The sequence below is a fragment of the Pseudomonas sp. MDV22-iso1 genome, from assembly GCF_058145095.1.
The window spans coordinates 474,817-497,123 of the sequence record NZ_JBYVMF010000001.1 but is presented as its reverse complement, the minus strand read 5'-3'; the positions used below and the strand labels follow the sequence as shown (position 1 = coordinate 497,123).

Here is a 22,307-nt window from a genome sequence, read left to right as displayed (position 1 = left end):
GGGCCTAACTCAACGCCAGGCGCATGACTTCGCGGCTGAAATCCAGCAGGGTCTCGCCGTACCAGCCGGACAACAGGAACAGACACCCGGCGACCGCCATCAATTTGAAGCCGAAGGGCAGCGTTTGCTCCTGCAATTGAGTGACGGTCTGAACCAGACCGACCACCAGCCCGACCACCGTCGCGACGATGATCGGCCAGGCGACCATCAGCAGAATCAGGTACAGGGTTTTGTTGCCGGCATAAACCAGATCGTTCATCGCGCGCGCCTATGTCAGCAGGGTCAGGTATTGCTTGACCAGCCCGGTAGACAGCAGCGCCCAGCCATCCAGCGCCACAAACAACACCAGTTTGATCGGTACCGAGATGATCACCGGACTCATCATCATCATGCCCAGTGCCAGCAGGATGCTGGAGATCACCAGATCGACGATGACGAAGGGCAGGTACAGATAGAAACCGATCTTGAATGCGCTTTTGATTTCACTCAGCGCATAGGCCGGCAACAAGGCGAACAGCGACGGCTCAAGCGCCTCATCGTCAGGCAGGCCTGCTTCGGTTTCATCCTGCGCCATTTGCGCCCGCTCGAAAAACAGCGCCAGTTCCGGATCGGTGTATTTGCGCAGATAGTCCTTGTAGCCACCCAGGCCGTTCTCGGCAAAACTCACCACGGACTCAATGTCGGTGAAAGCCACCTGCTCGTCCTTGTAATAGCCGTAACCCTGCTTCATGACCGGCGTCATCACGAAAATCGCGAGCATCAGTGCGATCGCATTGAGGGCCATGTTCGACGGCACCTGCTGCAAGCCCAACGCGTTGCGCACGATGACAAACACGATGGAAAACTTGATGTAACAGGTGCCCGCTGCCACCAGGAATGGCAGCAGCGAAGCAAAGGCCAGCAACGCAATCAGTGAGACGTCATTCATCGGTGACAGTCCGATAAACCTCGAGCAATTCGACACCCAGTTGACCGTCCAGCTGGACCAGTTCACCTCGCGCGACCCGCTTGCCATGGCAGCGCACTTCGATGTGCATTTCGGTGCCGGCGGCCAGCGGGATAAGTTGGCCGGCGATAATGTTTTTCAGGGTGCCCAGTTCGATGTCGTGGGTGGCCAGAACGAACTCCAGACGTACCGGTAACTGCTCCAGCTGGCCCTCGCTGCCAGCTAGTCGGCTTGGATCGTCAACCGTGAACTCCATGTGTAACCCCTCTTTCGTGAACGAGAAAACGCCGATGCTGTGGTTCGCCAGCCGACACTGGTGAGTGAGTTGAGTGATCCGCAGCACGTCACCCTGCGCAAGGCGTGCATGGCTTGCGCGGCTGATGTCACTGCCCCCCAGAATCAGTTGCAGGCGCAGCGGCAAATCCCTCAGCCATGTACGTGATTGCGGTGATTTTTGTCGCAACGGCTCAGGTGGCAGAACCGCCACCCACAGCCGACCCGCAACGGTTTCGATCCAGGGCAACGCCTGCACGGGCAACACCTGTGGTTCGATCAATTCAATGTCCAAAAGACTGGCGCAGTGCAGTTCGTCAAGCATCTGGGGCAGCGGTCGAGGGACCGCTCGAAACAAAGAGGCGATGCTCGTCAGCGAGGACTCGACCATCAGCAGTGACGCCAATTGCGGCAGCGAATGATGCAGCCAGTCACGTGCCAGAATCAGGCCCTGCCAGCCGCCCCGCTCGCCTTTGACGCTAAACCGTAGATAACCGGACAGCGCCTGAGGCACGTCCAATCCGACGCGGTGGCCCGCGCTCAGCCAGCGCTGCACAGCCTGGGTTCGGGCATGCATCAGTTCATCGACGCGGCGTAATGCGAGCGCTCTCACGGAAGGGTTTCCGATGGTTCTTCCTGGTCGTCATCAGGCGATGGGTGTGACCCTTGATGCTGTTGTTGATTCGGGTTGTCGTTCAGCTGCCAATGGGCATTGCGGACCTGTTCAAATGGCTCGCGCAGGTGTTCAAAGACTTGAGCACTGCTGGGGCTGAGCACCAGGTTTTGTACTGACTCACCCGGCAGCCGGGTGATCGTGACTTGACCGTTGGTAGCGCCTTTGTGGAACGGAACCTGGAGAAAATCACGGTTCGGCGGCGGGGCTTTTTCCTGGGCAATGTTGGGCAATGGCAGTGGCAACGGCAGCGATGCAGGGCCTGGGACTGGCGCCGCGCTATGGACCGGGACCGGGACCGGCGCTGTGGCGGGCAAAACCACTGTCGGGGTGTTGCTCAGGCCATGAGCGAAAGGCTGTGTTTTCGAAGGGGATTCAATGGGGCGATCGGGGATTGCCGGCTCGCTTGGCGGCAAGGGTAGATCAGCCGTCACGGGCTCATTGAGCGTTACCCTGACTTCGATCGGTGGCGGTGCAGGCATCGCCACCTCAGGTTTTGGGGCGGGCATCACGCGCCTGTCGACCTGCGAGACCGCCAGGTGCAGACGTTGCAGTGTCAGCAGTTGTTCGAGGGCCACCGGCTGTGTGCGCGGCTCTTGCAACAGACGCTCACCCGCGCCCTGATCTGGCGCACGGCCCTGGAGTGTTTCCCCGCGCAACATTGCGGTCAACGGTCGTTGACGCCAGAGCATTGCTGCGACCAGGTCCGCCACGCCTTGTGGCAATTGCTCCTCCTCAACCGGAACGAGCTTTTCTTCGAGCGTTTCAACGTCCCCCTCAGCACCTGACTCAATGGGTAGGACCGATAACTGCGGCACCACGGACACTTCACTCATCGCTGCACTCCGGCCATGTCTTCCACTTCCCGATCTTCCCGGCGCACACGTTCAAGCTTCTGCGCACGCGTCATTTGCTGAACAACCCGTTCATATTTGTCGTGTTTTTGCCGAGCGCAACGCAGTTGTTCGCGTTGCGTTTGCAACGTTTCATCGACCTGTCTGCACTGCTGCTCCACGCGGTCGCGCTCCAGCTGCAGCACATGAATCTGCCGGCGGATGATGGCCTGACGTCGCAACAGCGCCAGCAGTTGCCCGTGATCCAGCGTGCAATCTTCAGCGCGATGGCTGGCCAGAAGGTTGTGCAGCGCGGCGGCCTGCTCGGCGAAATCCGCCAGCTCCTGACGCAGCGGTTGCAACTGCTGCTGCGTGCGCATCAACCCCTGCTCGAAACGTCGCTGGCGCCTCTCGCTGAAACTCAACAATCGGCGTGTGTCAGGCAATGAGTTCATTGAGGCTCCGCAGGGTCACTTCCGGTTCGCTGCATTCGTCCGTCGGCTGACGCAGCCACCGGTCCAAGGCCTCGCGGCGCTGCATGGCGTGGTCATTAGCTGCATTGGCGCCCGGGGTGTATTCCCCGAGGTCGAGAAAGATCTGCAACTGCTCAAGGCGCGCCAGAACGTCTCGCGTTGAAGACGCCAGTTGCCGGACCTGCGTATTGGTCACTTGCGTCGCGACACGGCTGACGCTGCGCAGCACATCGATGGCTGGAAAATGCCCTTTGGCGGCCAGATCACGGCTGAGGTAGACGTGCCCATCGAGGATCGAGCGAATTTCTTCGGCCATCGGATCCGGTTCATCGTCACTTTCCAGCAGTACCGTGTAGAAGGCCGTGATGCTGCCTTTGGCGGTCACACCGGGCCGTTCCAGCAAGCGCGGCAAGGCATCGAACACCGACGCGGGATAGCCGCGTCGAGCCGGCGCTTCGCCAGCGGCCAACGCCAGATCACGGCGAGCCCGGGCGTAGCGGGTCAACGAGTCCAGCAGCAGGACGACGCGTTGTCCCTGGTCACGAAAATACTCGGCGATGGTCGTCGCCTGCAGCGCTGCGTTGCAACGATCCACCGAGGAAAAATCCGAGGTCGCGAACACCACCACGCAGCGTGCTCGCTTGTCGGACTGGCGCAGATGCTCGACAAACTCGGTCACCTCGCGTCCCCGCTCGCCGATCAGGCCAATGACGAAGACGTCTGCTTCGGTGTGGCTGATCAGCATGTTGATCAACGATGTCTTGCCCGATCCAGCGGCCGCAAAAATACCGATGCGCTGACCGACGCCGCAGGTCAGCAAACCATCGATGACGCGGATGCCGGTGGTCAGTGGCACGGCGACTGGCCGACGCTGGTGGTACGCAGGCGGCTCGGCGTCCACCGGGTAGTCCTGTTCGTGAACAGCCGAAGTCGGCGCCAGGCGTTCAACGATGTTGCCGTGAGGGTCCACCACGCTGCCGAGCAACGCATCACCGCAGGCAAGGCGCAGCACCGAGCCTGTCGGCACAATCATCGATTCCCGGGAAAGCCCTCGGGCATCCCCCAGCAGACTGAGCACTACCACGCCTGGCTTGAAGCCAATGACTTGGGCTCGTGCCGCGAGTTGCGGTGATCGCCAGTGTTGACGCACCTCGCACACTTCGCCGATGACCACGTCGACCAATGCCGCCTCGATCAAGGGGCCGCTCAGGCGCAACGGGTGCGCGGCGCGGCGCTCCAGCCAGGCATTCATAGGCGCAAGATGCCGCACAGTTCTTCCAGCACCGCAACGAAGTGGTCCAGGGCCTGGGCGAAATGCTCGCCGTCGCTCAGGGCCTTTTCATTGCTCAGAAGTCGCAGTTCAAGCTGTCCTTCCACATCGCACAGGTGCAATTGCCCACTGCGGGACCAGGGGCAGCCCTGAAGTAAAATCTGCAGCAAATCGGCAGCTGCATGCCTCAGAAGCTGAGGCCCTATCTCCGTCACACTGGCCCATACCCACACCTCTTCATCCACGTAACCGACGTTGATAGCGGGCAAATCCTTCATGTGCATTTCGATAGTGCTGTGACTGTCGAAGTGCCCCAACTGCTTATCGGTGCAGCCACTGTGCCGCAGTGCTTCGCGCAACAGTTCGGCAATATCCAGGTGTTTCATAAAGATCGTTTCCTTACAGCGTCTTGATAACGTTGACCGAGATCGTTTCGGAAATTTCGCCGAACGACATCACGTCCAGTTCGCGAAACTTTCCTTCGATCAGCTTTTTGATGTAGCGCCGCACATCGATCGAACACAGCACCACCATGTCCTTTTGTGCAATGTGCAGGCTGTCCAGACCGACGCTCAGGCGGTCCATCGACTCTTCCGCTTCGGCGGGTTCGAGATTGATGAAGCTGCCGCCCGAGGTTTGCCGAATGCCCTTGCGCACCACGTCCTCAAACTCCGGCGACAGCAACAGCACGCGCAGGTCATTGCCGTGGGCGAATTTGTTACTGATGTAGCGTGCCAGCGCGCCACGGACGTGCTCGACCAGGGCCAACACGTCCTTTTCTCGCGAGGCCCAATGGGCCAGTGACTCGAGAATCAGCTTCATGTTGCGCACGGAAATACGCTCGCCGATCAGCCGTTGCAGGACCTCGGCGATCTTCTGCACGGTGACGTGGCGGTAAACTTCCTTGAGCAGGTCTGGGTAACGGTTTTCCATCTCGTCGAGCAGCTGCTTGGTTTCCTGCACACCGAAAAACTCCTGGATGTTGCGCGCCAGCAACGTCACCAGGCAGCGGTAGCATTCGTCGTAGGCCGGTCGCAGTTGATAGCCCAGCTGCTGCACCCGCTCCCTGTCATCGGCGGTAACCCAGGTCCCCCCTCGCTGATGACCGTCGGCGCCTCGTATCAGTGAAAAACCTAACGGCTCCAGTTCTGGCGAATAGTCGAGTAACCGCCAATGATCGAAATGAATATCGAATTGGTCGGCGCGCACTTCATTGATCAGCACAGCCACCTGATGCGCGGATAAAGCGTCACTGCCGCGTATCTGGGGCTCGGGAATCCGCAGTCCGTAGTCGACGAAAAACTGGCTGCGAAAGCGCACCGCCAAGCGAGCGGTGTCGAGCTCGTGCAGGCGTGAAGTGGGCACCAACAACATCAGCGGGACGGTTTCGGTGGCAATGCTGTCGATGTCTTCCAACAGGCCCAGTTCGGTTGACGCCTCCCCTGGTGTGGCGACAGAGGCGCTGGATTCAACCGGTGGCCCGGTAAGTCTTGAAGACTTGCGGTGCCGGAAAAACACCACCAGCCCCAACACCACCGCAATCGGTAAAAAAGTGATCAACGGAAAGCCCGGCAACAACCCCACACCCACCGCCAGCACCGCCGTCACCCCCAGTACAAAGGGGTTACCGAGCATCTGTGCGAGCATGTTGCGCCCAAGATTGCTGTCATCACCATTGACCCGGGTGACGATGAAACCGGCGCCGATGGCGATCAGCAATGCAGGAATCTGCGCCACCAGACCATCGCCAATGGTCAGCAAGGTGTAGGTCGACAGGGCCGTGGACATGTCCATGCCCATCTGCCCGACACCAATGGCCATGCCGCCGATGAAGTTGACGAAAATGATGATGATGCCGGCGATCGCGTCACCCTTGATGAACTTCATTGCGCCGTCGAAAGAGCCGTACAGCTGGCTTTCGCGCTCCAGTACGCTACGTTTTTCCTTGGCTTCTTCAGCGGTCAGGGCACCGGCCTTGAGGTCACCGTCGATGCTCATCTGCTTGCCGGGCATGCCGTCCAGAGAAAAGCGAGCAGCGACTTCGGCGACCCGTTCCGAGCCCTTGGTGATGACGATGAACTGGACGATGGTGACGATTGAGAAGATGACGAAGCCCACCACCAGGCTTTCGCCGATCACGAACTCACCGAACGAGGCAATGATGTCCCCGGCGTCGGCCTGGCTCAGGATCAAACGGCTGGTGCTGATCGACAGTGCCAGGCGAAACAGCGTGGTCAGCAGCAGCAAGGCCGGGAATGTGGAGAAGCTGAGGATGCGTTCGATGTAGAACGAACCCATGAACACCAGCAGCGAAATGACGATGTTGAGGCCGATCAGGAAATCCACCAGCGCGGTCGGCAGCGGGATGATCAGCATGGCGATGATCATCACCATCAACGTCAGGATCAGCAGTTCCGGGCGCGCGCTGACGTTGCGTAGAAATTGATTGAACATGGAGAGTCAGAGTCCTTGAAAACCAGCGGCGAGGCGACGTCGTTCGATGCATTCGTGGGCGAAGGCGATGTCCGCCAATTGACTGAACAACTGCGCCAGACGCTGCAGTGCTTCTTCATCGCAAAACAATTCGAGTGGCAGCCGCAGGCTGAGCCGGCGTATCACTTGCAGCAGCGCCGAGCGCTCACGGTGCTGGCTCAGAACAACGCTTTCGCCCAAAGCACCGAGTAACAGTTCGTCGAGCTCATCGGGATACGTCAGCAGGCCGAGAAGGAACACCAGCCAGTCACGCGCCTCAGCGTTGTGCTGGCAGATCAGCCGGTCACCCAGCACGCTTGTGATAAACCCGGTTTCCGCTGAGCGCAGGCGCTTGAGAGCCGTCAGCCGGGTCAGCAACTCGCCGAATTCCCTGCGCGAGCAACTGGGGTCCTGAGCACTGATGTCGGTCAGCAAGGCTGCCTCGATAAATGCCAGGACGGTCATGCGCCGGGCCTCGCCATACGTCGCGATCCAGTCCTGATAGCAACTGACCGGACCGTCGTCGGACTCCAGAAAATCCCGGTAGGTTTCACGCAGGAACCCCGCCCGCACGGCAATCGCCTTGCCGAACATTCGCGCCTTCAAGGCCGCGTTGATGCCGGCCTTCATGCGCTTTGGCGAGCCCTGTTCGAGCACCGTTTGCAACAGGGTTTCGAGCCGTTGACGCGTGCCCGCGTCGAGTTTTTTACGACGTAGCAGCTCACGCAGCACCAGGGCCAGGTCACTGTCATCAGGGAACAGGCTGCGTGCCATTTGCAGCAACCACGCGACGGGTTTGTCCCCCAGCCGCGCCAGACTGAACAACTGCCGAGCCTTGCTGACAGTGTCGTCATCCAGCACCCGTTCAAAGCTTTCGGTCATCGACTCGGACTTGAGCTCAAAATGTCGCCGGCCTCGAAATTGCGCCAATGCTGCCGACATTTCATCGCTCATCTGCACAAAGCGCTGGGTAGCAGCGGCCGTGCCGGTCTCGTCTGTTTCCAAGTCGGCATTGGGTTGCGGCTGAGGGTGCTCAGCGGCTTTTTCGCTGTTCAGTCGGGCTTGCGCGGCCCGTCCGCCGGCTGATCCAATCGGCAGCATCAGTTCTGTCCTGCGCGCAAATAGGAACGCCGAAGGCGCTCATGCTGCTCTGGAGTCATCAAGCGTGTGGCTGGGTCGAGGCTGTCCGGTTGCAGTTCGCTGGTGATTTCCTTGGGCTGAATCAGGAACACCCGCACGGTATTCGCCGAGCGGTTCTGGCGGTAACTGAACAGCCTTCCGATCCACGGGATCGAGCCCAATACCGGGATGCGTCCGATCTGCTCGCTGTGGTCGTCGCGGGTAAACCCGCCAACCAGCAGACTCTTGCCATGAGGGACTCGCGCCACCGTACTGATGCGCGTGCGGCCAACCGTCGGCAAGGCATTCGGGCGCTCGCCATCACCGGCGCTTTCGACTTCGTTGCCGTCTTCGATATTGAGCGACATCTCGATCTCGTCGACCTTGGCGAAACGCGGTAATACGTTGATCAATGTGCCGTAAGTCACGTGCTGCAACTCGACCGTGCGTTCGCCAACCAAGGGCGCATAGAAGGTGCGGTTGTTGTCAAAGATCGCCGGGACGTTTTCCTGGGTGAGGATCACGGGACGCGCAACGACGTTGGCGCGACTGGTACGCTCCAGCGCCATGATTTGAGCGACGAACGACACGCCGTCGAGCGTGGTCGCCGAGCCGGCATTGAGGGACGCGGAAAACTGGCTACCGACTTTCACCGCGCCTTGCCATTCGATGCCCAGCTGATTGAGTTCGTCCTTGTGCAGATCGATGATCCACAGTGACAACTCCACATGCCGTTTCGGCGTGTCCAGCGCAGTCACCAGGTTTTCGATAAAACGCACCTGTTCCGGCAGGCCCTTGACCAGCAGGCTGTTGGTGTCGGGATAGGCCACCACCCGGATATTCCCCGCCGCCATCTCCCGCGCAAGAATGCGCGGTGCTGCAGGGTCATCCGATGAAGACGCAGTGGCGAGGCCTTCCAGGGGAAACGCGGGCATCAGGCCCTGTGACGTCTGTGCAGTGTTTTGCGCCAACTGGGGTTCGACCTCACTCTTCTCGCCCCGCAGCAGTTGCTCAATCACGGTCGCGAGGCCAGGAATCGTGACCTGGTCATCGCGCAATTCGTATTTACGGTCGCCGACAAAGGTGTTTTGCACCTGAATGACGCCGATCTGCTGTTTGCCCAGCAGCAAATCCGAACGCTGGTTATCCATCAGCTGCGCGGCCTGCATCACCAGGTCAACGTAGATGGGAGGCCCGGAAATGTGGAACGTGCGCAGGCCGTCATGACGCATCGGGTAGCGGGCATCGTGCAGCCCGGACTGTTTCAGGAAGCCCTGGAGTCGGTTGACGGTAAGGGTTTGCAAAGACGCCATCGAGCTTTTGACTTCCGAGCCGTCATACACGTAAATCGATTGGCCATCGCTGTACCAGATCAGGCCCATTTGAGCGGCGATTCTTTCGAAGGTCTTCTGCGCCGAGCCCAGTTCGAATTCACCGGAAATCCGCTTCGCGGCGGCGGCCTTGCTCACCACAACCGTTTTGCCCAGAGGGCCGGACAACTCTGTAAAGAAGGTCCGAACGCTTTGCTCGCGAGCCACGTAGGCATTGTCCCGAGCTCCCGCATGCATTGGCGCGAGAGTCAGCGCAGCGCTTAGTAGCGCCGGTAAAAAAAACACGGGGAAAAAGCGAGAAATCATCGGTTCACTTGCTTGAGAGGTCGGTGATGTCCGCCAGACTGCTGGGTGAGAAACCCACCAGCTCGCGGATTTCCTTGGAGAAATGTGAAGACGAGGCGTAGCCGAATTCCAGCGCCACATCCGTCAGCGAACCGTCTTCAAGACTCATGTTCAATAGCGCCTGGGCCGCTCGCCAGCCGCGTAATGCAGGCTTCGCCGCACTCCCCAGCGCGTGTTGGCACAACCGGCGAAAGTGCGATACCGAGACGCCATAACGCTGCGCCAGTGCAGACAGTTTTTCGCTGTGGGTGCCCTGCTCGACCAGGAATCGAACCAGGCCGTAGCTCTCGTTGTTTCGTAGCTGGCGGGCAAAAGCCTGGTATGCGGAACTCCCGGCCAGCGCCTGTTCGATGTACCAGCGCTCAAGCGCCTTGTCGCATCGGGCGGTTTCATCGGCCACCGCCAGCACAGCCCAGGGAAACGGGCGCGAGACCTTGGCGATCAGCGTATCTCCCAAGTCGATAAAGACCTGCAGCTTCACCAGGGTGGCCTCTGCCATCGCGCGCACCTGTACATCGCCGCCGCTCAACTCTGCCGCGCCGTCCATCACGATCAATCCCTGCCAACCCGCGGGCAGCGAACAGGACAATGGGCTGTTGTGTGATGTCAGGCGCACAGGTTCATCGGCGACACGCAGGTGCAGCACCCGATCATTGAGGCGAACATCGGGCAATGTCATGGGGCAATCGCACTGGATCTGCACACCGGCCTCCTTTGCAACGCAGCGTTGGAATGGGCGGCAGGATGCGAGACGCAGCGCGTTAAATCCTGATGGAATGCTGATGGACCGCTCGCTGGCATATGCCTTGCACCATCACGTTGATCAGCGCTCATGCCAACGTCGGAATGAGTGGAAGGACAATGGCGTCGTCACCCGGCCTTGCTCGCGCAGGACGCCTGGACGACGCCATTTTTTTGGAAGGTGCACACTCGATGAATGAACCATCAGCTGGCCCGCTGGCCTGGGTCAACGGTAGCGACGCCCCGGAAAAGACCGACATCAACCTCGGTTTCATGGCGCTGAGCGACTGCGCTTCAGTGGTGGTCGCCGCGACGCAGGGCTTCGCCCAGCCGTACGGGCTCACCCTGAACCTCAAGCGCCAGGCGTCCTGGGCCAACCTTCGGGACAAACTGGTCAGTGGTGAACTGGATGCCGCGCACAGCCTGTACGGTTTGATTTATGCGGTTCACCTGGGAATTGGTGGCGTGGCGTCGACCGACATGGCCGTGCTGATGGGCCTGAATCAGAATGGTCAGAGCATCAATCTTTCCCATGGCTTGCAGGCCTTGGGCGTGACCAGTCCTGAAGCACTGGATCGCCACGTGCACCAAAGTCGCCCAAAACTCACGTTTGCCCAGACATTTCCAACCGGCACCCACGCGATGTGGCTGTATTACTGGCTGGCGAGTCAGGGCATTCATCCCTTGCAGGACGTCGACAGTGTGGTGGTGCCGCCACCGCAAATGGTTGCGCATCTGCAAGCGGGACGCATCGACGGATTCTGCGTGGGCGAGCCGTGGTCCGCCAGTGCGGTCAAACAGAACCTGGGGTTCACTCTGGCGACGACCCAGACCATCTGGCCCGATCACCCGGAGAAAGTGCTCGGCTGCACCCGCTCATTCGTTGAGCAATATCCCAATACGGCCCGGGCTTTGGTAAAGGCGATTCTGGCGGCCAGCCGTTTCATTGAGGCCAGCACCGACAACCGCCGCAGTACCGCGCAATTGCTCAGTGCCCCGCAGTATCTGGATGCACCGCTGGACTGCATCGAGCCGCGTTTGCTTGGCGACTATGACGACGGGCTCGGTCATCGCTGGCAAGACCCGCATGCCTTGCGTTTCCATGCCGGGGGTGAGGTGAACCTGCCGTATCTGTCCGATGGCATGTGGTTCATGACCCAGTTCCGTCGCTGGGGCTTATTGCATGACGATCCGGACTACCTGGCGGTGGCGCGTCAGGTACAGCAATTGGACGTGTATCGCGAGGCAGCCCTTGGTATAGGTGTCGCGGTCGGGGACAACGACATGCGCAGCAGCCAGTTGATCGACGGCAAGCACTGGGACGGCTCTGACCCGGCGGGTTATGCCCGCAGCTTCAAACTGCACGCCATGAGCAATAGCTCGCACCGATTCGCCAGCCGCTGACAGGAGATTGCGAACATGTTGCGTATCCTGCTGATCAATGACACCGCGAAAAAAGTCGGCCGCCTGAAAGCGGCCCTGACTGAAGCCGGGTTCGAGGTGATCGACGAGTCGGGGCTGACCATTGACCTGCCTTCACGCGTCGAAACGGTGCGCCCGGATGTGATTCTGATCGATACCGAGTCACCGAGCCGCGATGTCATGGAGCAAGTGGTGCTGGTGAGTCGTGACCAGCCGCGGCCGATCGTGATGTTTACCGACGAGCACGATCCCGGCGTGATGCGTCAGGCGATCAAGTCCGGCGTGAGCGCCTACATTGTCGAGGGCATTCACGCACAACGCCTGCAACCCATCCTGGACGTGGCCATGGCGCGTTTTGAGAGCGATCAGGCGCTGCGCGCTCAACTGCATGCCCGAGACCAGCAACTGGCCGAGCGCAAGCGTATAGAGCTGGCCAAAGGGCTGTTGATGAAGATGAAGGACTGTAACGAGGAGGACGCCTACACCCTGATGCGCCGCCAGGCCATGAGCCGGCAGCAGAAGCTGATTCAGGTGGCGGAGCAGATTATTGCGATGAGTGAGTTGTTGGGTTGAGGTGTTGTGGTGACTGTGAGGGCCTCATCGCGGGCAAGCCTTGCTCCCACAGGGATTGGTGTGATCACAAAATGTGTGGGAGCAAAGCTTGCTCGCGATGGAAACCACACGGTCTGCGCCTATTGGCACAAATCTCGCTAAGTAATTCTCACAGGTAACCAACGGCGGTTGCCCCACCTACGACAAAGACGTCGCTCACCCTGTTTGCCCATGGCAAATCCGGTAGCGGCGTTTTTTTGTTTTGGCCCCTTGAAAAAGGGGCCGGTGGTGCGGCCGTTTTGCGGCGTGCCATCTGTTAGCTCATGACTCCTTTTAACAGCTGAGGTGCGCGATGAATTCAAGCTTCTGGAAATCTGGCCATACCCCGACACTGTTCGCGGCCTTCCTCTATTTCGATCTGAGCTTCATGGTCTGGTACTTGCTCGGGCCGTTGGCCGTGCAGATCGCCGCAGACCTGCACCTGACCACTCAACAGCGCGGGCTGGTGGTTGCAACACCGATTCTGGCCGGGGCGGTTTTACGCTTTGTGATGGGGCTGCTGGCTGATCGACTGTCACCCAAAACCGCAGGGCTGATCGGTCAGGTGATCGTCATTTGCGCCTTATTCGGCGCCTGGAAACTCGGCATTCACAGCTACGAGCAAGCGCTGATCCTGGGCCTGTTTCTCGGCATGGCCGGCGCGTCTTTCGCCGTGGCCCTGCCGTTGGCCTCGCAGTGGTATCCACCACAACATCAAGGCAAGGCCATGGGCATTGCCGGTGCGGGCAACTCCGGCACGGTGCTCGCGGCACTGATCGCTCCGGTGCTGGCAGCGGCGTTTGGCTGGAGCAACGTATTCGGCTTCGCACTGATCCCGCTGATCCTGACGCTCATCGTCTTCGCGTGGCTGGCGAAGAACGCGCCAGAGCGACCGAAAGCCAAGTCGGTGTCGGACTATTTCAAAGCGCTGGGTGACCGGGACAGCTGGTGGTTCATGTTTTTCTACAGCGTGACGTTCGGCGGCTTCATCGGCCTGGCCAGCGCCCTGCCCGGCTACTTCAACGATCAATACGGCCTCAGCCCGGTCACTGCCGGATACTACACCGCCGCCTGCGTATTCGGCGGCAGTTTGATGCGTCCGTTGGGCGGGGCTCTGGCGGATCGTTTCGGCGGTATTCGTACCCTGCTGGGGATGTACACGGTGTCCGCAATTTGCATTGCAGCAGTGGGTTTCAACTTGCCGAGCTCCTATGCGGCCCTGGCCCTGTTCGTCTGCACCATGCTCGGTTTGGGTGCGGGCAACGGCGCGGTATTCCAATTGGTGCCACAGCGTTTTCGCCGGGAAATCGGCGTGATGACCGGTTTGATCGGCATGGCCGGCGGCATTGGCGGCTTTGCACTGGCAGCCGGCATGGGCGCGATAAAGCAAAGCACCGGTAGCTATCAGCTGGCGTTGTGGTTGTTCGCCAGCCTGGGCGTGCTGGCCTGGTTTGGTCTGCACGGGGTGAAACGTCGCTGGAGAACGACCTGGGGTTCGGCCGCAGTGACGGCGGCGCGGGTCTGACGTTTTCATGAGCCTGCAATTGAGTTTCGCCGAAGCCAGCGCCATCGGCCCTCGCGAGGAAAATCAGGACGCCGTGCGCCTGGTCACGCCGGACCCGACGCTGGCGGCGAGCAAGGGGTTTCTGTTCGCGATTGCTGACGGGGTCAGCCAGTGCCTCGATGGCGGTCTCGCGGCGCGTTCTACCTTGCAGGCTCTGGCGCTGGATTACTACGCCACCCCCGAAACCTGGGGCGTCGCCGAGTCCCTGGATCGCCTGTTGCAGGCGCAGAACCGGTGGCTACAGGCAAATGGTGGGGGCCAACCGCTTCTGACCACTGTCAGTGCGCTGGTGCTGCGCGGCAGGCGGTTTACCTTGGCGCACGTCGGCGACTGCAGAGTCTATCGCTGGCACGCCGGGCAGCTCCAGCGGATCAGCGAGGATCATGTCTGGGATCAACCGGGCATGCAGCATGTGCTCAAGCGCGCCATGGGGCTTGATCGGCACCTGGTAGTTGATTTTCTTGACGGTGAACTGCGCCTTGATGAGTGCTTCGTGTTGCTCAGCGATGGTGTCTGGGCCGTACTCGGTGACACCGTGATCGCTGCGGTTCTGCGTGATCAACCGGATTTGCACAGCGCTGCGCAAACCCTGGTTAACGCTGCGCACCTGGCCGGCAGCCAGGACAATGCCAGCGCCCTGGTGGTGCGGGTCGATGCCCTGGGTGAAACCAGCATTGGCGATGCGCTGATTCATTTGCAGCAATGGCCCCTGCCGCCGGCACTCAAGCCGGGGCAGACGTTTGAAGGCTGGCAAGTCGACGGGGTCATTGGCCAGAGCCAGCAGTCGTTGCTCTATCGGGTACGTGATGGGCAACACCAGCCCTGGCTGCTGAAAACCTTGCCGGGGCGACTGCATGATGATCACCAGGCCGGTCAGGCGTTGCTCTCGGAAGAATGGTTTCTGAAGCGCGTCGCCGGACGGCATTTTCCTGAAGTCCATGGGGTCAGCCAGCGTCAGCATTTGTACTACGTGATGCGTGAATATTCCGGTTCGACCCTGGCAAAACTGCACGCTGACGTCGGCCCCGTTCCGCTCGCTCAATGGCTGGAACTGGCTGAACGGCTGCTGCGAGCGGTCGGCATGCTGCATAGACGGCAGATCCTGCACCGCGACATCAAGCCCGAGAACCTGTTGCTGGGGGACGACGGAGAATTGCGCCTGCTGGATTTCGGCCTCGCCTACTGTTCGGGCTTGTCCGAAGACCTGCCTTCAGCGCTGCCAGGAACGCCAAGCTACATCGCGCCTGAAGCCTTTGGTGGAACACCCCCGACGCCGCAACAGGACCTCTATTCAGTGGGCGTAACGTTGTACTTCCTGCTTACCGGACACTACCCCTACGGTGAAATCGAAGCGTTTCAGCGCCCGCGTTTTGGCGCGCCGGTCAGCGCCAGCCGCTATCGGCCCGATCTGCCCGAGTGGATTGCGCAAAGTCTTGAACGCGCCGTCGCGAAGGCCCCGGAACATCGGTTTGAAACGGCAGAAGAATGGTTGTTGCTGCTGGAACAGGGAGAACGGCACAGCTTGAGCGTGCGGCCCAGGCCATTGCTGGAGCGCGAGCCGTTGAAGGTCTGGCGCACGTTGGCACTGGTCTCGTTGGCTGTGAATCTGGCGATCTTTTTGTGGACGCTGCATGGCTAACGCCGATGCTTTGTCGCAGCCGATCACTTTCATTTTCTTGAGGATAACCCTATGAACGCAAAAGTCTGGCTGGTGGGTGCGGGCCCGGGCGATCCGGAATTGCTGACGCTCAAGGCCGTAAGGGCATTGAGGGAAGCGGATGTGGTGCTGATCGATGACCTGGTCAATGTCGCTGTGCTGGAGCATTGCGCAGGCGCGCGGATCATCCCCGTGGGCAAGCGCGGTGGCTGTCGCTCCACGCCTCAGGCCTTTATTCATCGTTTGATGCTGCGTTATGCGCGCCAAGGCAAATGCGTGGTGCGGCTGAAGGGCGGTGATCCGTGCATTTTTGGTCGAGGGGGCGAGGAAGCCCAGTGGCTACGTGAACGCGGTCTAGAGGTCGAGTTGGTCAATGGCATCACTGCCGGTCTCGCCGGCGCGACGCAATGCGACATTCCGTTGACCCTGCGCGGAGTGGCTCGAGGCGTGACACTGGTGACTGCCCATACCCAGGACGGCAGCCGGTTGAACTGGCAGGCACTGGCACAAGGGGGCACAACGCTGGTGATTTACATGGGGGTGGCGAAGCTGAGCGAGATTCGGGAGCAATTGCTCGCGGGGGGAATGGCGGCGGATACGCCGGTGGCGATGATTGAAAATGCGTCACTGCCAGAGCAGCGGGAATGTCGCAGCGATCTGACAGCAATGGAGGGCGACGCCCTGGCGTTCGAGCTCAGGAGCCCGGCTATCCTGGTCATCGGTGCTGTGGCGGGTGGTGATCAGATCAAGAGATCGCAGCCTCGGTACCCTCGACAGCACCTACAGGCGAGCTCAATGGTGTTGTAGGCGTTTGCGATCTTGTCGCCCCGCGCCCGCCGTCCATGCACCGCCAAATACCCAAATCGCAGGCAAAGAAAAGCCCGGCCTAAGCCGGGCTTTTCTCAGAGCTGCGAGCTAATTACTTAGCTTGAGCTTCAACCTGCGCTTCTACGCGACGGTTTACAGCGCGACCAGCTTCAGTTTTGTTGTCAGCAACTGGGCGGGATTCGCCGTAGCCAACAGACTGAACGCGGGACGATTCAACACCGTACTGGTTGGTCAGAACTTGCTTAACGGCGTTTGCACGACGCTCAGACAGCTTCTGGTTGTAAGCGTCAGGACCGACGGAGTCAGTGTGACCTTCAACAGTAGTGGTGGTGGATGGGTACTGCTTCATGAAGTCAGCCAGGTTCTTGATGTCGCCGTAGCTGTTGGTTTTAACAACAGATTTGTCGAAATCGAACTTAACGTCCAGCTCTACACGAACAACTTCAGCAACTGCAGGGCAGCCATCAGCGTCAACAGTTACGTTGGCTGGGGTGTCCGGGCACTTGTCAACGTTGTCGCAAACGCCGTCGTTGTCGCTGTCGGAGCAGACTTCAGCTGGCGCTGGAACTGGAGCAGCAGCAGGCTTGGAGCCGCCACCGAAGTTCACACCGATACCGACGCTAGGAGCCCACTCGGTGTCGCCCTGGTCGATGTTGTATTGAGCTTCAACGCCAGCACGGGCGTAGAAGTTCTCGGTGAAGTACAGCTTGGCACCGCCGCCAACGTTGGCGAAAGTGGAACGGTTACGACCGTTCGAGCCGTTCTGATCGATGCTCTGATCGGAGAAACCAGCCGAGACGTATGGACGGACCATGTCGCCTGGGTTGTTGAAGTGGTACAGAGCGTCCAGAGCGGTGTTGGCGCCCTTGATGTTCTGGCCGCTATCGGAACGAACGTTGTGCACTTCGTCGTAGCCCAGACGCAGTTCAACGTCGTCGGTCAGGAAGTAACCTACGGAACCGCCGAAGAGGTTGCCGTTGTTCTTGAAGTTACGAGCGCTGTCGAATTGTTCTTTCTTAGCGAAGCCTTCGATTTCAACTGCGCCTTGGCCTTGTGCCAGAGCGCCGAACGAAGTGGCAGCAATAAGAGAACCAATGGCCAAGCCCAAGGTGTTTTTCAGTTTCATCCGTTAAATCCCCATCTGGTGATTGTGAAGCAGTCCCGCAAACCGGGGGACAACTCGGCGGCAAGTCTATCAGAACTTGCCTACACGTAAGAGATATTTGCGCTGAACTAAGTTTCAGCAACGCCTGCAAATTTCTCACGCAATTTGTCTAGAGCACGTTTGTAACGCATTTTTGTCGCACTCAAACCCATGTGCATGATGTCTGCGATCTCCTGAAATTCCAGCTCTGCGACAAATCGTAGCACCAGAATTTCGCGGTCGATCGGGTTCACATACACCAGCCAGCGATCAAGTCCGCCCTTTTCCTCCGGGTTCGGCGCCTTTTCTTCAGACGCCTCCTCGAGGGGGTCCAGACTCAAAGCGTCCATCAAGCGACGCTTTCGCCGTTCCTTCCGATACTGTGTGATGCATTCGTTGTACGTGATGCTATATAGCCATGTCTTGAACTTCGATTTCCCCTCGAAGTTCTTCAGTCCATACAACACCTTCAACATCACTTCCTGACAGACATCGTCCGCGTCGCGATCGTTCCCAAGATATCGTGCACAGACGTTAAATAATGTTCGTTGGTAACGCCGCATCAATTCTTCATAGGCGCGCGTTACGTGAAACAGCTCGGTATGCGAGCGCGCGACCAACTCCTCATCAGAGAGCTCGCGGGGGTCGTAGCGCGTGGAGAGCGATTGAGCTTTATTCAAAACAAGTCGGGCCGACAGTCAGGTCAATGTCCGCCGCAGCCTTTTCAGGACATTTCGCGGCGGCATACATTAGCAGGGTTTGCCGGATTAGCGGCTACTCACATGCTGCTCCAGGAGAATCCGATTGGAGAGAGAGACTAGCTCACCCTCGTCGGTCAGCAATGTGGTTTTAACCGTGCCGATCTCTTCGATCTGACCTTCGACCTCGCCAACACGCACTTCTTGCCCAACCTGATACAACTCACGCACATAGATTCCCGCAAGAATCTGACCGGCAATTTCCCGGCTTCCCAATCCCATGGCCAGCGCTACAGCCAGACCAACGGTAATCAATACAATCACAATCACATGGTTGAGCAGGTCAGTCTTGACCTCCAACTGGCTGATCGCGACCGAAATACTGATGATGATGACCAGGCCCTGAGCGATTCGCCCCAGGCCCGACGCATAATCCAGCCCTACACCTTCAGCCGCGCCACGCACCAGGCCATTGGCCAGTTGCGCCAGCAAAACCCCTACCAGCAACACCAGCGCGGCGCCGAATACTTTCGGCAAATACAGCGCAAGCATATCTAGCGTAGCTGAGACTCGCTCAAGTCCAAGAGATTCCGCAGCAGAAACAAGAAAAATCAGCAGAACGAACCAATAGACGATCTTGCCGATCAACGTGGAGATCGGTACCTGCAGGCCGGCGCGGGAGAGCAGCTTGGTCAGCCCGGTGCCTCCCATCAGGCGATCAAGGCCCAGTTTGGCCAACAATTTGGAGAGCAAAGTGTCCAGCAACTTGGCCACCACGAAGCCCAACAGCAGCACAACCAGTGCGCCGAACAGGTTCGGGATGAAGTTCGCAATCTTGGTCCACAACGCAGTCATTGCAGTGACGAGGCTCTGAGTCCAGAGATCAAGTTCCATATTCAATCAGCCTTATCAGCAGTGCGAACAGTAGGTTTGCGGTGACGGGAAACCGGCGAAATGTGGGCCGATCCGTTATTCAGGGCGATCATCAGCGCGGGCAACCAGCGGCCCAGCAGGCTGAACAGATCACCGGCACCGACCTGGCGGTTGGCGGTTTTCAGTACACGGCCAAGGCACGCATCGTCGTCCCGGGTGGACGGTGATGCCTTGAGCATGTCGCGCAAAGACTGTTCAAACGGATCGTGCATACGCACCTCTCGTGATGTCTGTGAAAGACGCGATCAAATTTGGCCGGGTCACATGGCGCATAGTCAGACCCAACGCAAACGTCGGAATAACCACCATTGCCCGAGCGCCACCAAGACCATCATCAGGCACGCAATCAGGAAGCCATAAGGGCTCGCGGAGAATGGAATTCCGCCAACGTTGATGCCCAACAGACCGGCCAGAAAACTCATCGGCAAAAAGATCCCGGTAATGATCCCGAAGCGATACATCGTGCGGTTCATGCGCACGCTCAAACGCCGGTCTTCAGCCTCCAGGACCAGCCCCACCCGCTCCCGCGTCAATTCCAGCTCTTCCAGATAACGGGTCAGGCTGTTGTTCAGCTCGTTCCAGTAATCACCGTCGTCGTCGACAAACCAGGGCAGTTTCATACGCGTCAACTGACCGAAAATATCGCGCTGCGGAGCAAGGAATCGCTTCAACGCTGCAGCCCTGCGACGGATCTGCAAAATGGCGCCGTGTTCGGGAGTGTACCGTTCGTCGGCATCCAGTTTTTCTTCTTCCTCATCGACCACTTCCGAGAGGCAACTGACCAGATCCTGCACCTTGTTGGTGAGGTACTGCGCCATATAAAGGATGAGTTCGGAGGCGGTTTTCGGGCCTTTGCCTTCCGTAAGCTGTACCAGCAACTCGTCCGTGGCTCGCAAAGGACGCAGACGCAGGGAAATGACCCGTTGCGCCGATCCAAAAATCCGTACCGAGACCATGTCTTCCGGCTCGGCTCCGGGATTGAGGTTGACCCCGCGCAAAAACAGCAGCAACTCGAAATCCGGCAACGGCAACAGCCGCGGCCGGGTGTTTTCTTCAAGCAGCAGGTCACAGCTGAATTCACTCAGACCACTGTCTTTACGCAGCCAGGTCTGGGTTTGCGGGTGACTGCGATCCCAGTGCAACCACAGGCTTTCATGGGCCTGCAGCTGCAACTCGTCGAGTTCAGTCCGGGCTATCGAACGCGCACCGCCTTTTCCATCCAGCACCAGAGCATGCACCAGCCCCCATTGCGCGTTTTCTTCCTCGAACATCCTCACCCCATTCTCGAAACCAGAACCAACGGTGCCTATTCAGGCATTTTCAGCGGGCTCGGCGAGATAATCACGCCGTTGTTGTCCGCATAGATGTAGTGGCCCGGATGGAAGGTGACGCCAGCGAACGTCACCGCAACGTTCAGGTCGCCGAGGCCGCGTCGGTCGGACTTTCTCGGGTGGCTGGCGAGCGCCTGCACGCCCAGATCGGTCTGCGCGATGATGTCGACGTCGCGGATGCAGCCGTAGATCACCAGCCCTTCCCAACCGTTCTTGGCGGCTTTTTCAGCCAGCATGTCGCCCAGCAGCGCATGACGCAGTGAACCGCCACCGTCGACAACCAATACCTTGCCATCGCCTTTGAGTTCGACCTGTTCCTTCACCCGCGAGTTGTCTTCGAAGCACTTGACGGTAACGATCTCGCCGCCGAAGGAATCACGACCTCCGAAATTGCTGAACATCGGTTCCAGCACCTGTACCAGCTCTGGATAGGCGTCGCACAAGTCAGGCGTGATGTAATGGTTCATCGAGAAACTCCTGTAAAGAGGAAGACAATCGAGGATGTCGCAAAGTGACCGGAACAGCTTGATGCGTCATATCTTAGCCGCAAGCCGATCAGAGCGAAATGCCCTTGTTAGAGCATTGGCGTCAGCTTGCCGTGGCCAGATCCGGGTTCTGACCCGTTAAAGGTGCCTGCTGATCCGCCAGCCATCGCGCCACCAGCGGCCAGACCTCGGCCTGGGCCGCTTTGCTGACCAGCATCTCGACATGACCGAAATTGTCGCCGAAGCCTTGTTCACGGCCCAGGTTGATAAATTGCTTGTTCTCGGAGCCGATCTGATCGAACAGCTTGCGGCAAGCCCACGTCGGGTCCTGATGATCGCCCGCGGCACTGACGGTCAGCACCGGCACGTGAACGTCGGCCAGCCCTGCCCACCAGTCCTTGTCCGCGTCGCCAAAACGCCCGAACAAGCCGTACCAGCGCATGCTTTCCAGGGCCAGACCGATGGGCTCGTCTTCCGGACCGCGCTTGAGGCGAGAACCGGACAGTTGGGCAAAACGCTTGAGAATGAAGCGTCCGCTCCACTCCACTGGCGGAATTTTCAGCGGCCAGTAGGTGCGGCTGACCTGAGTACCAAAAAACGCTGCAGAAGCCACGACAGACTCGTCAATGTACTGCCCACCCAGCGCCGCCGCGAGGGTGATGCCGCCCAGCGAATGGCCGATCCAGTGCGGCGCCTGACCACTCTGCTCGTGCACGAACGCGCCGATGGCAGGCAGATCGTAACGGGCGTAGTCGGCAACACGGTTCTTGCGATAGTTCTGGTTGCGCTGAGACAGGCCGTGACCGCGCATCTCCGGAATCCATACGTCGAAACCGAGGCGTGTCAGATACGCACCCAGACCCAGCCCTTTCGGGGAAAACCAGAACCGACGATTGGAAAAGCTGCCATGGAGCAAAATGACCGGCACGCCGCGCACGGACGACTCGTCCGCCATGCCGAGTCGCGTCACCGCCAGCTCGACGGTGCCGTCAGGGCTGTTGGCGGGTTTCAAACGATAGACGTCTTCGCTCAGATCACCGCGCCGCTCGGCGCTGATCAGGGCGACAGGAAATAGGTTGCTGCTGCTTTGCATAATGCTCTTGCACAAAAAAGGGCGGCATCCAGAGGAGCCCGCCCTACTTGAATCTCAGAACAGCCCGCCCTCTGTAGGAGCGAGC

The 22,307-nt window shown here is 59.4% G+C and carries 23 protein-coding genes; 5 read left to right on the top strand and 18 right to left on the bottom strand.

The window, feature by feature from the left end; all coding sequences use genetic code 11:
• Window positions 1-4: 4 nt before the first annotated feature.
• Genes AC3ZVB_RS02270 through AC3ZVB_RS02220 form a run of 11 tightly spaced genes read right to left on the bottom strand, consistent with a single transcriptional unit; the run spans window position 5 to window position 10,414 of the window.
• Entirely contained in the window at window positions 5-259 is a 255-nt protein-coding gene (locus tag AC3ZVB_RS02270; RefSeq protein ID WP_194690514.1) for an EscS/YscS/HrcS family type III secretion system export apparatus protein, read from the bottom strand.
• Between the two features lie 9 nt (window positions 260-268).
• The gene (locus AC3ZVB_RS02265; RefSeq protein WP_490145660.1) at window positions 269-928 is read right to left on the bottom strand and encodes an EscR/YscR/HrcR family type III secretion system export apparatus protein; all 660 of its coding nucleotides are present in this window, start codon (window positions 926-928) and stop codon (window positions 269-271) included.
• Window positions 921-1,832, bottom strand: a complete 912-nt coding sequence (locus tag AC3ZVB_RS02260; protein ID WP_490145659.1) for a FliM/FliN family flagellar motor switch protein — start codon at window positions 1,830-1,832, stop codon at window positions 921-923. Before AC3ZVB_RS02260 ends, AC3ZVB_RS02265 begins: the two co-directional genes overlap by 8 nt.
• Window positions 1,829-2,728: a SpaN/EivJ family type III secretion system needle length determinant gene (locus AC3ZVB_RS02255; RefSeq protein ID WP_194690516.1), complete on the bottom strand. Its 900-nt coding sequence runs from the start codon at window positions 2,726-2,728 to the stop codon at window positions 1,829-1,831. Before AC3ZVB_RS02255 ends, AC3ZVB_RS02260 begins: the two co-directional genes overlap by 4 nt.
• Window positions 2,725-3,180, bottom strand: a complete 456-nt coding sequence (locus AC3ZVB_RS02250) for a type III secretion protein (RefSeq protein ID WP_490145658.1) — start codon at window positions 3,178-3,180, stop codon at window positions 2,725-2,727. The genes AC3ZVB_RS02255 and AC3ZVB_RS02250 overlap by 4 nt, the downstream gene beginning before the upstream one ends.
• Window positions 3,164-4,450, bottom strand: coding sequence for a type III secretion system ATPase SctN (gene sctN, locus AC3ZVB_RS02245; protein ID WP_490145657.1), 1,287 nt, complete (start codon window positions 4,448-4,450; stop codon window positions 3,164-3,166). The genes AC3ZVB_RS02250 and sctN overlap by 17 nt, the downstream gene beginning before the upstream one ends.
• Complete coding sequence (locus AC3ZVB_RS02240) at window positions 4,447-4,854, bottom strand: InvB/SpaK family type III secretion system chaperone (protein WP_490145656.1); 408 nt, start codon at window positions 4,852-4,854, stop codon at window positions 4,447-4,449. Before AC3ZVB_RS02240 ends, sctN begins: the two co-directional genes overlap by 4 nt.
• Window positions 4,855-4,867: 13 nt before the next feature.
• Window positions 4,868-6,922, bottom strand: a complete 2,055-nt coding sequence (locus AC3ZVB_RS02235; protein ID WP_490145655.1) for an EscV/YscV/HrcV family type III secretion system export apparatus protein — start codon at window positions 6,920-6,922, stop codon at window positions 4,868-4,870.
• Between the two features lie 6 nt (window positions 6,923-6,928).
• Window positions 6,929-8,044 carry a type III secretion system gatekeeper subunit SctW gene (sctW, locus tag AC3ZVB_RS02230; protein ID WP_490145684.1) on the bottom strand — a complete coding sequence of 372 codons (1,116 nt, stop codon included), beginning with the start codon at window positions 8,042-8,044 and terminating at the stop codon, window positions 6,929-6,931.
• Window positions 8,041-9,696: a type III secretion system outer membrane ring subunit SctC gene (sctC, locus tag AC3ZVB_RS02225; RefSeq protein WP_194690520.1), complete on the bottom strand. Its 1,656-nt coding sequence runs from the start codon at window positions 9,694-9,696 to the stop codon at window positions 8,041-8,043. The genes sctW and sctC overlap by 4 nt, the downstream gene beginning before the upstream one ends.
• A 4-nt stretch (window positions 9,697-9,700) precedes the next feature.
• Window positions 9,701-10,414 carry a helix-turn-helix domain-containing protein gene (locus tag AC3ZVB_RS02220; protein ID WP_162438328.1) on the bottom strand — a complete coding sequence of 238 codons (714 nt, stop codon included), beginning with the start codon at window positions 10,412-10,414 and terminating at the stop codon, window positions 9,701-9,703.
• 254 nt (window positions 10,415-10,668) lie between these two features.
• Between AC3ZVB_RS02220 and AC3ZVB_RS02215 the strand changes: the two genes are divergently transcribed.
• The 5 genes from AC3ZVB_RS02215 (at window position 10,669) to cobA (ending at window position 16,517) form a co-directional block, all read left to right on the top strand.
• On the top strand, window positions 10,669-11,880 hold the full coding sequence (locus tag AC3ZVB_RS02215; RefSeq protein ID WP_490145654.1) for a CmpA/NrtA family ABC transporter substrate-binding protein: 1,212 nt from the start codon (window positions 10,669-10,671) through the stop codon (window positions 11,878-11,880).
• Between the two features lie 15 nt (window positions 11,881-11,895).
• Window positions 11,896-12,471: an ANTAR domain-containing response regulator gene (locus tag AC3ZVB_RS02210; RefSeq protein ID WP_162438326.1), complete on the top strand. Its 576-nt coding sequence runs from the start codon at window positions 11,896-11,898 to the stop codon at window positions 12,469-12,471.
• A 331-nt stretch (window positions 12,472-12,802) separates the two neighbouring features.
• A complete protein-coding gene (locus AC3ZVB_RS02205) occupies window positions 12,803-14,014 on the top strand; it encodes a nitrate/nitrite transporter (protein WP_490145653.1) in 1,212 nt (403 codons plus the stop codon).
• A gap of 7 nt (window positions 14,015-14,021) precedes the next feature.
• Window positions 14,022-15,692 carry a bifunctional protein-serine/threonine kinase/phosphatase gene (locus AC3ZVB_RS02200; RefSeq protein WP_490145652.1) on the top strand — a complete coding sequence of 557 codons (1,671 nt, stop codon included), beginning with the start codon at window positions 14,022-14,024 and terminating at the stop codon, window positions 15,690-15,692.
• A gap of 51 nt (window positions 15,693-15,743) precedes the next feature.
• Window positions 15,744-16,517, top strand: coding sequence for a uroporphyrinogen-III C-methyltransferase (cobA, locus tag AC3ZVB_RS02195; protein WP_490145651.1), 774 nt, complete (start codon window positions 15,744-15,746; stop codon window positions 16,515-16,517).
• Between the two features lie 112 nt (window positions 16,518-16,629).
• Here the strand turns inward: cobA and AC3ZVB_RS02190 are convergent, their stop codons facing one another.
• The 7 genes from AC3ZVB_RS02190 to AC3ZVB_RS02160 form a co-directional block, all read right to left on the bottom strand.
• A complete protein-coding gene (locus AC3ZVB_RS02190; RefSeq protein ID WP_162438322.1) occupies window positions 16,630-17,664 on the bottom strand; it encodes an OmpA family protein in 1,035 nt (344 codons plus the stop codon).
• Between the two features lie 107 nt (window positions 17,665-17,771).
• A complete protein-coding gene (sigX, locus tag AC3ZVB_RS02185; RefSeq protein WP_028621383.1) occupies window positions 17,772-18,362 on the bottom strand; it encodes an RNA polymerase sigma factor SigX in 591 nt (196 codons plus the stop codon).
• Between the two features lie 87 nt (window positions 18,363-18,449).
• Window positions 18,450-19,274, bottom strand: coding sequence for a mechanosensitive ion channel family protein (locus tag AC3ZVB_RS02180; RefSeq protein ID WP_162438321.1), 825 nt, complete (start codon window positions 19,272-19,274; stop codon window positions 18,450-18,452).
• Window positions 19,275-19,276: 2 nt separating this feature from the next.
• On the bottom strand, window positions 19,277-19,525 hold the full coding sequence (locus AC3ZVB_RS02175; protein WP_162438320.1) for a CrfX protein: 249 nt from the start codon (window positions 19,523-19,525) through the stop codon (window positions 19,277-19,279).
• A 63-nt stretch (window positions 19,526-19,588) separates the two neighbouring features.
• Window positions 19,589-20,584: a zinc transporter ZntB gene (locus tag AC3ZVB_RS02170; protein WP_162438319.1), complete on the bottom strand. Its 996-nt coding sequence runs from the start codon at window positions 20,582-20,584 to the stop codon at window positions 19,589-19,591.
• Window positions 20,585-20,619: 35 nt separating this feature from the next.
• Window positions 20,620-21,111, bottom strand: coding sequence for a ribonuclease E activity regulator RraA (rraA, locus tag AC3ZVB_RS02165; protein ID WP_194690527.1), 492 nt, complete (start codon window positions 21,109-21,111; stop codon window positions 20,620-20,622).
• Window positions 21,112-21,232: 121 nt separating this feature from the next.
• Window positions 21,233-22,222: an alpha/beta fold hydrolase gene (locus tag AC3ZVB_RS02160; RefSeq protein ID WP_162438317.1), complete on the bottom strand. Its 990-nt coding sequence runs from the start codon at window positions 22,220-22,222 to the stop codon at window positions 21,233-21,235.
• Window positions 22,223-22,307: the final 85 nt, after the last annotated feature.

What these genes read in the sequence shown, in the direction of transcription:
- AC3ZVB_RS02235 (WP_490145655.1), bottom strand. Translation starts at nt 6,922, where the DNA reads ATGTTCAATCAATTTCTACGCAACGTCAGCGCGCGCCCGGAACTGCTG.
- AC3ZVB_RS02240 (WP_490145656.1), bottom strand. Translation starts at nt 4,854, where the DNA reads ATGAAACACCTGGATATTGCCGAACTGTTGCGCGAAGCACTGCGGCAC.
- AC3ZVB_RS02180 (WP_162438321.1), bottom strand. Translation starts at nt 19,274, where the DNA reads ATGGAACTTGATCTCTGGACTCAGAGCCTCGTCACTGCAATGACTGCG.
- AC3ZVB_RS02250 (WP_490145658.1), bottom strand. Translation starts at nt 3,180, where the DNA reads ATGAACTCATTGCCTGACACACGCCGATTGTTGAGTTTCAGCGAGAGG.
- rraA (WP_194690527.1), bottom strand. Translation starts at nt 21,111, where the DNA reads ATGAACCATTACATCACGCCTGACTTGTGCGACGCCTATCCAGAGCTG.
- AC3ZVB_RS02210 (WP_162438326.1), top strand. Translation starts at nt 11,896, where the DNA reads ATGTTGCGTATCCTGCTGATCAATGACACCGCGAAAAAAGTCGGCCGC.
- AC3ZVB_RS02170 (WP_162438319.1), bottom strand. Translation starts at nt 20,584, where the DNA reads ATGTTCGAGGAAGAAAACGCGCAATGGGGGCTGGTGCATGCTCTGGTG.
- sctC (WP_194690520.1), bottom strand. Translation starts at nt 9,696, where the DNA reads ATGATTTCTCGCTTTTTCCCCGTGTTTTTTTTACCGGCGCTACTAAGC.
- AC3ZVB_RS02270 (WP_194690514.1), bottom strand. Translation starts at nt 259, where the DNA reads ATGAACGATCTGGTTTATGCCGGCAACAAAACCCTGTACCTGATTCTG.
- AC3ZVB_RS02190 (WP_162438322.1), bottom strand. Translation starts at nt 17,664, where the DNA reads ATGAAACTGAAAAACACCTTGGGCTTGGCCATTGGTTCTCTTATTGCT.
- AC3ZVB_RS02265 (WP_490145660.1), bottom strand. Translation starts at nt 928, where the DNA reads ATGAATGACGTCTCACTGATTGCGTTGCTGGCCTTTGCTTCGCTGCTG.
- AC3ZVB_RS02255 (WP_194690516.1), bottom strand. Translation starts at nt 2,728, where the DNA reads ATGAGTGAAGTGTCCGTGGTGCCGCAGTTATCGGTCCTACCCATTGAG.
- AC3ZVB_RS02160 (WP_162438317.1), bottom strand. Translation starts at nt 22,222, where the DNA reads ATGCAAAGCAGCAGCAACCTATTTCCTGTCGCCCTGATCAGCGCCGAG.
- AC3ZVB_RS02175 (WP_162438320.1), bottom strand. Translation starts at nt 19,525, where the DNA reads ATGCACGATCCGTTTGAACAGTCTTTGCGCGACATGCTCAAGGCATCA.
- AC3ZVB_RS02220 (WP_162438328.1), bottom strand. Translation starts at nt 10,414, where the DNA reads ATGACATTGCCCGATGTTCGCCTCAATGATCGGGTGCTGCACCTGCGT.
- AC3ZVB_RS02205 (WP_490145653.1), top strand. Translation starts at nt 12,803, where the DNA reads ATGAATTCAAGCTTCTGGAAATCTGGCCATACCCCGACACTGTTCGCG.
- AC3ZVB_RS02215 (WP_490145654.1), top strand. Translation starts at nt 10,669, where the DNA reads ATGAATGAACCATCAGCTGGCCCGCTGGCCTGGGTCAACGGTAGCGAC.
- sctN (WP_490145657.1), bottom strand. Translation starts at nt 4,450, where the DNA reads ATGAATGCCTGGCTGGAGCGCCGCGCCGCGCACCCGTTGCGCCTGAGC.
- cobA (WP_490145651.1), top strand. Translation starts at nt 15,744, where the DNA reads ATGAACGCAAAAGTCTGGCTGGTGGGTGCGGGCCCGGGCGATCCGGAA.
- AC3ZVB_RS02200 (WP_490145652.1), top strand. Translation starts at nt 14,022, where the DNA reads ATGAGCCTGCAATTGAGTTTCGCCGAAGCCAGCGCCATCGGCCCTCGC.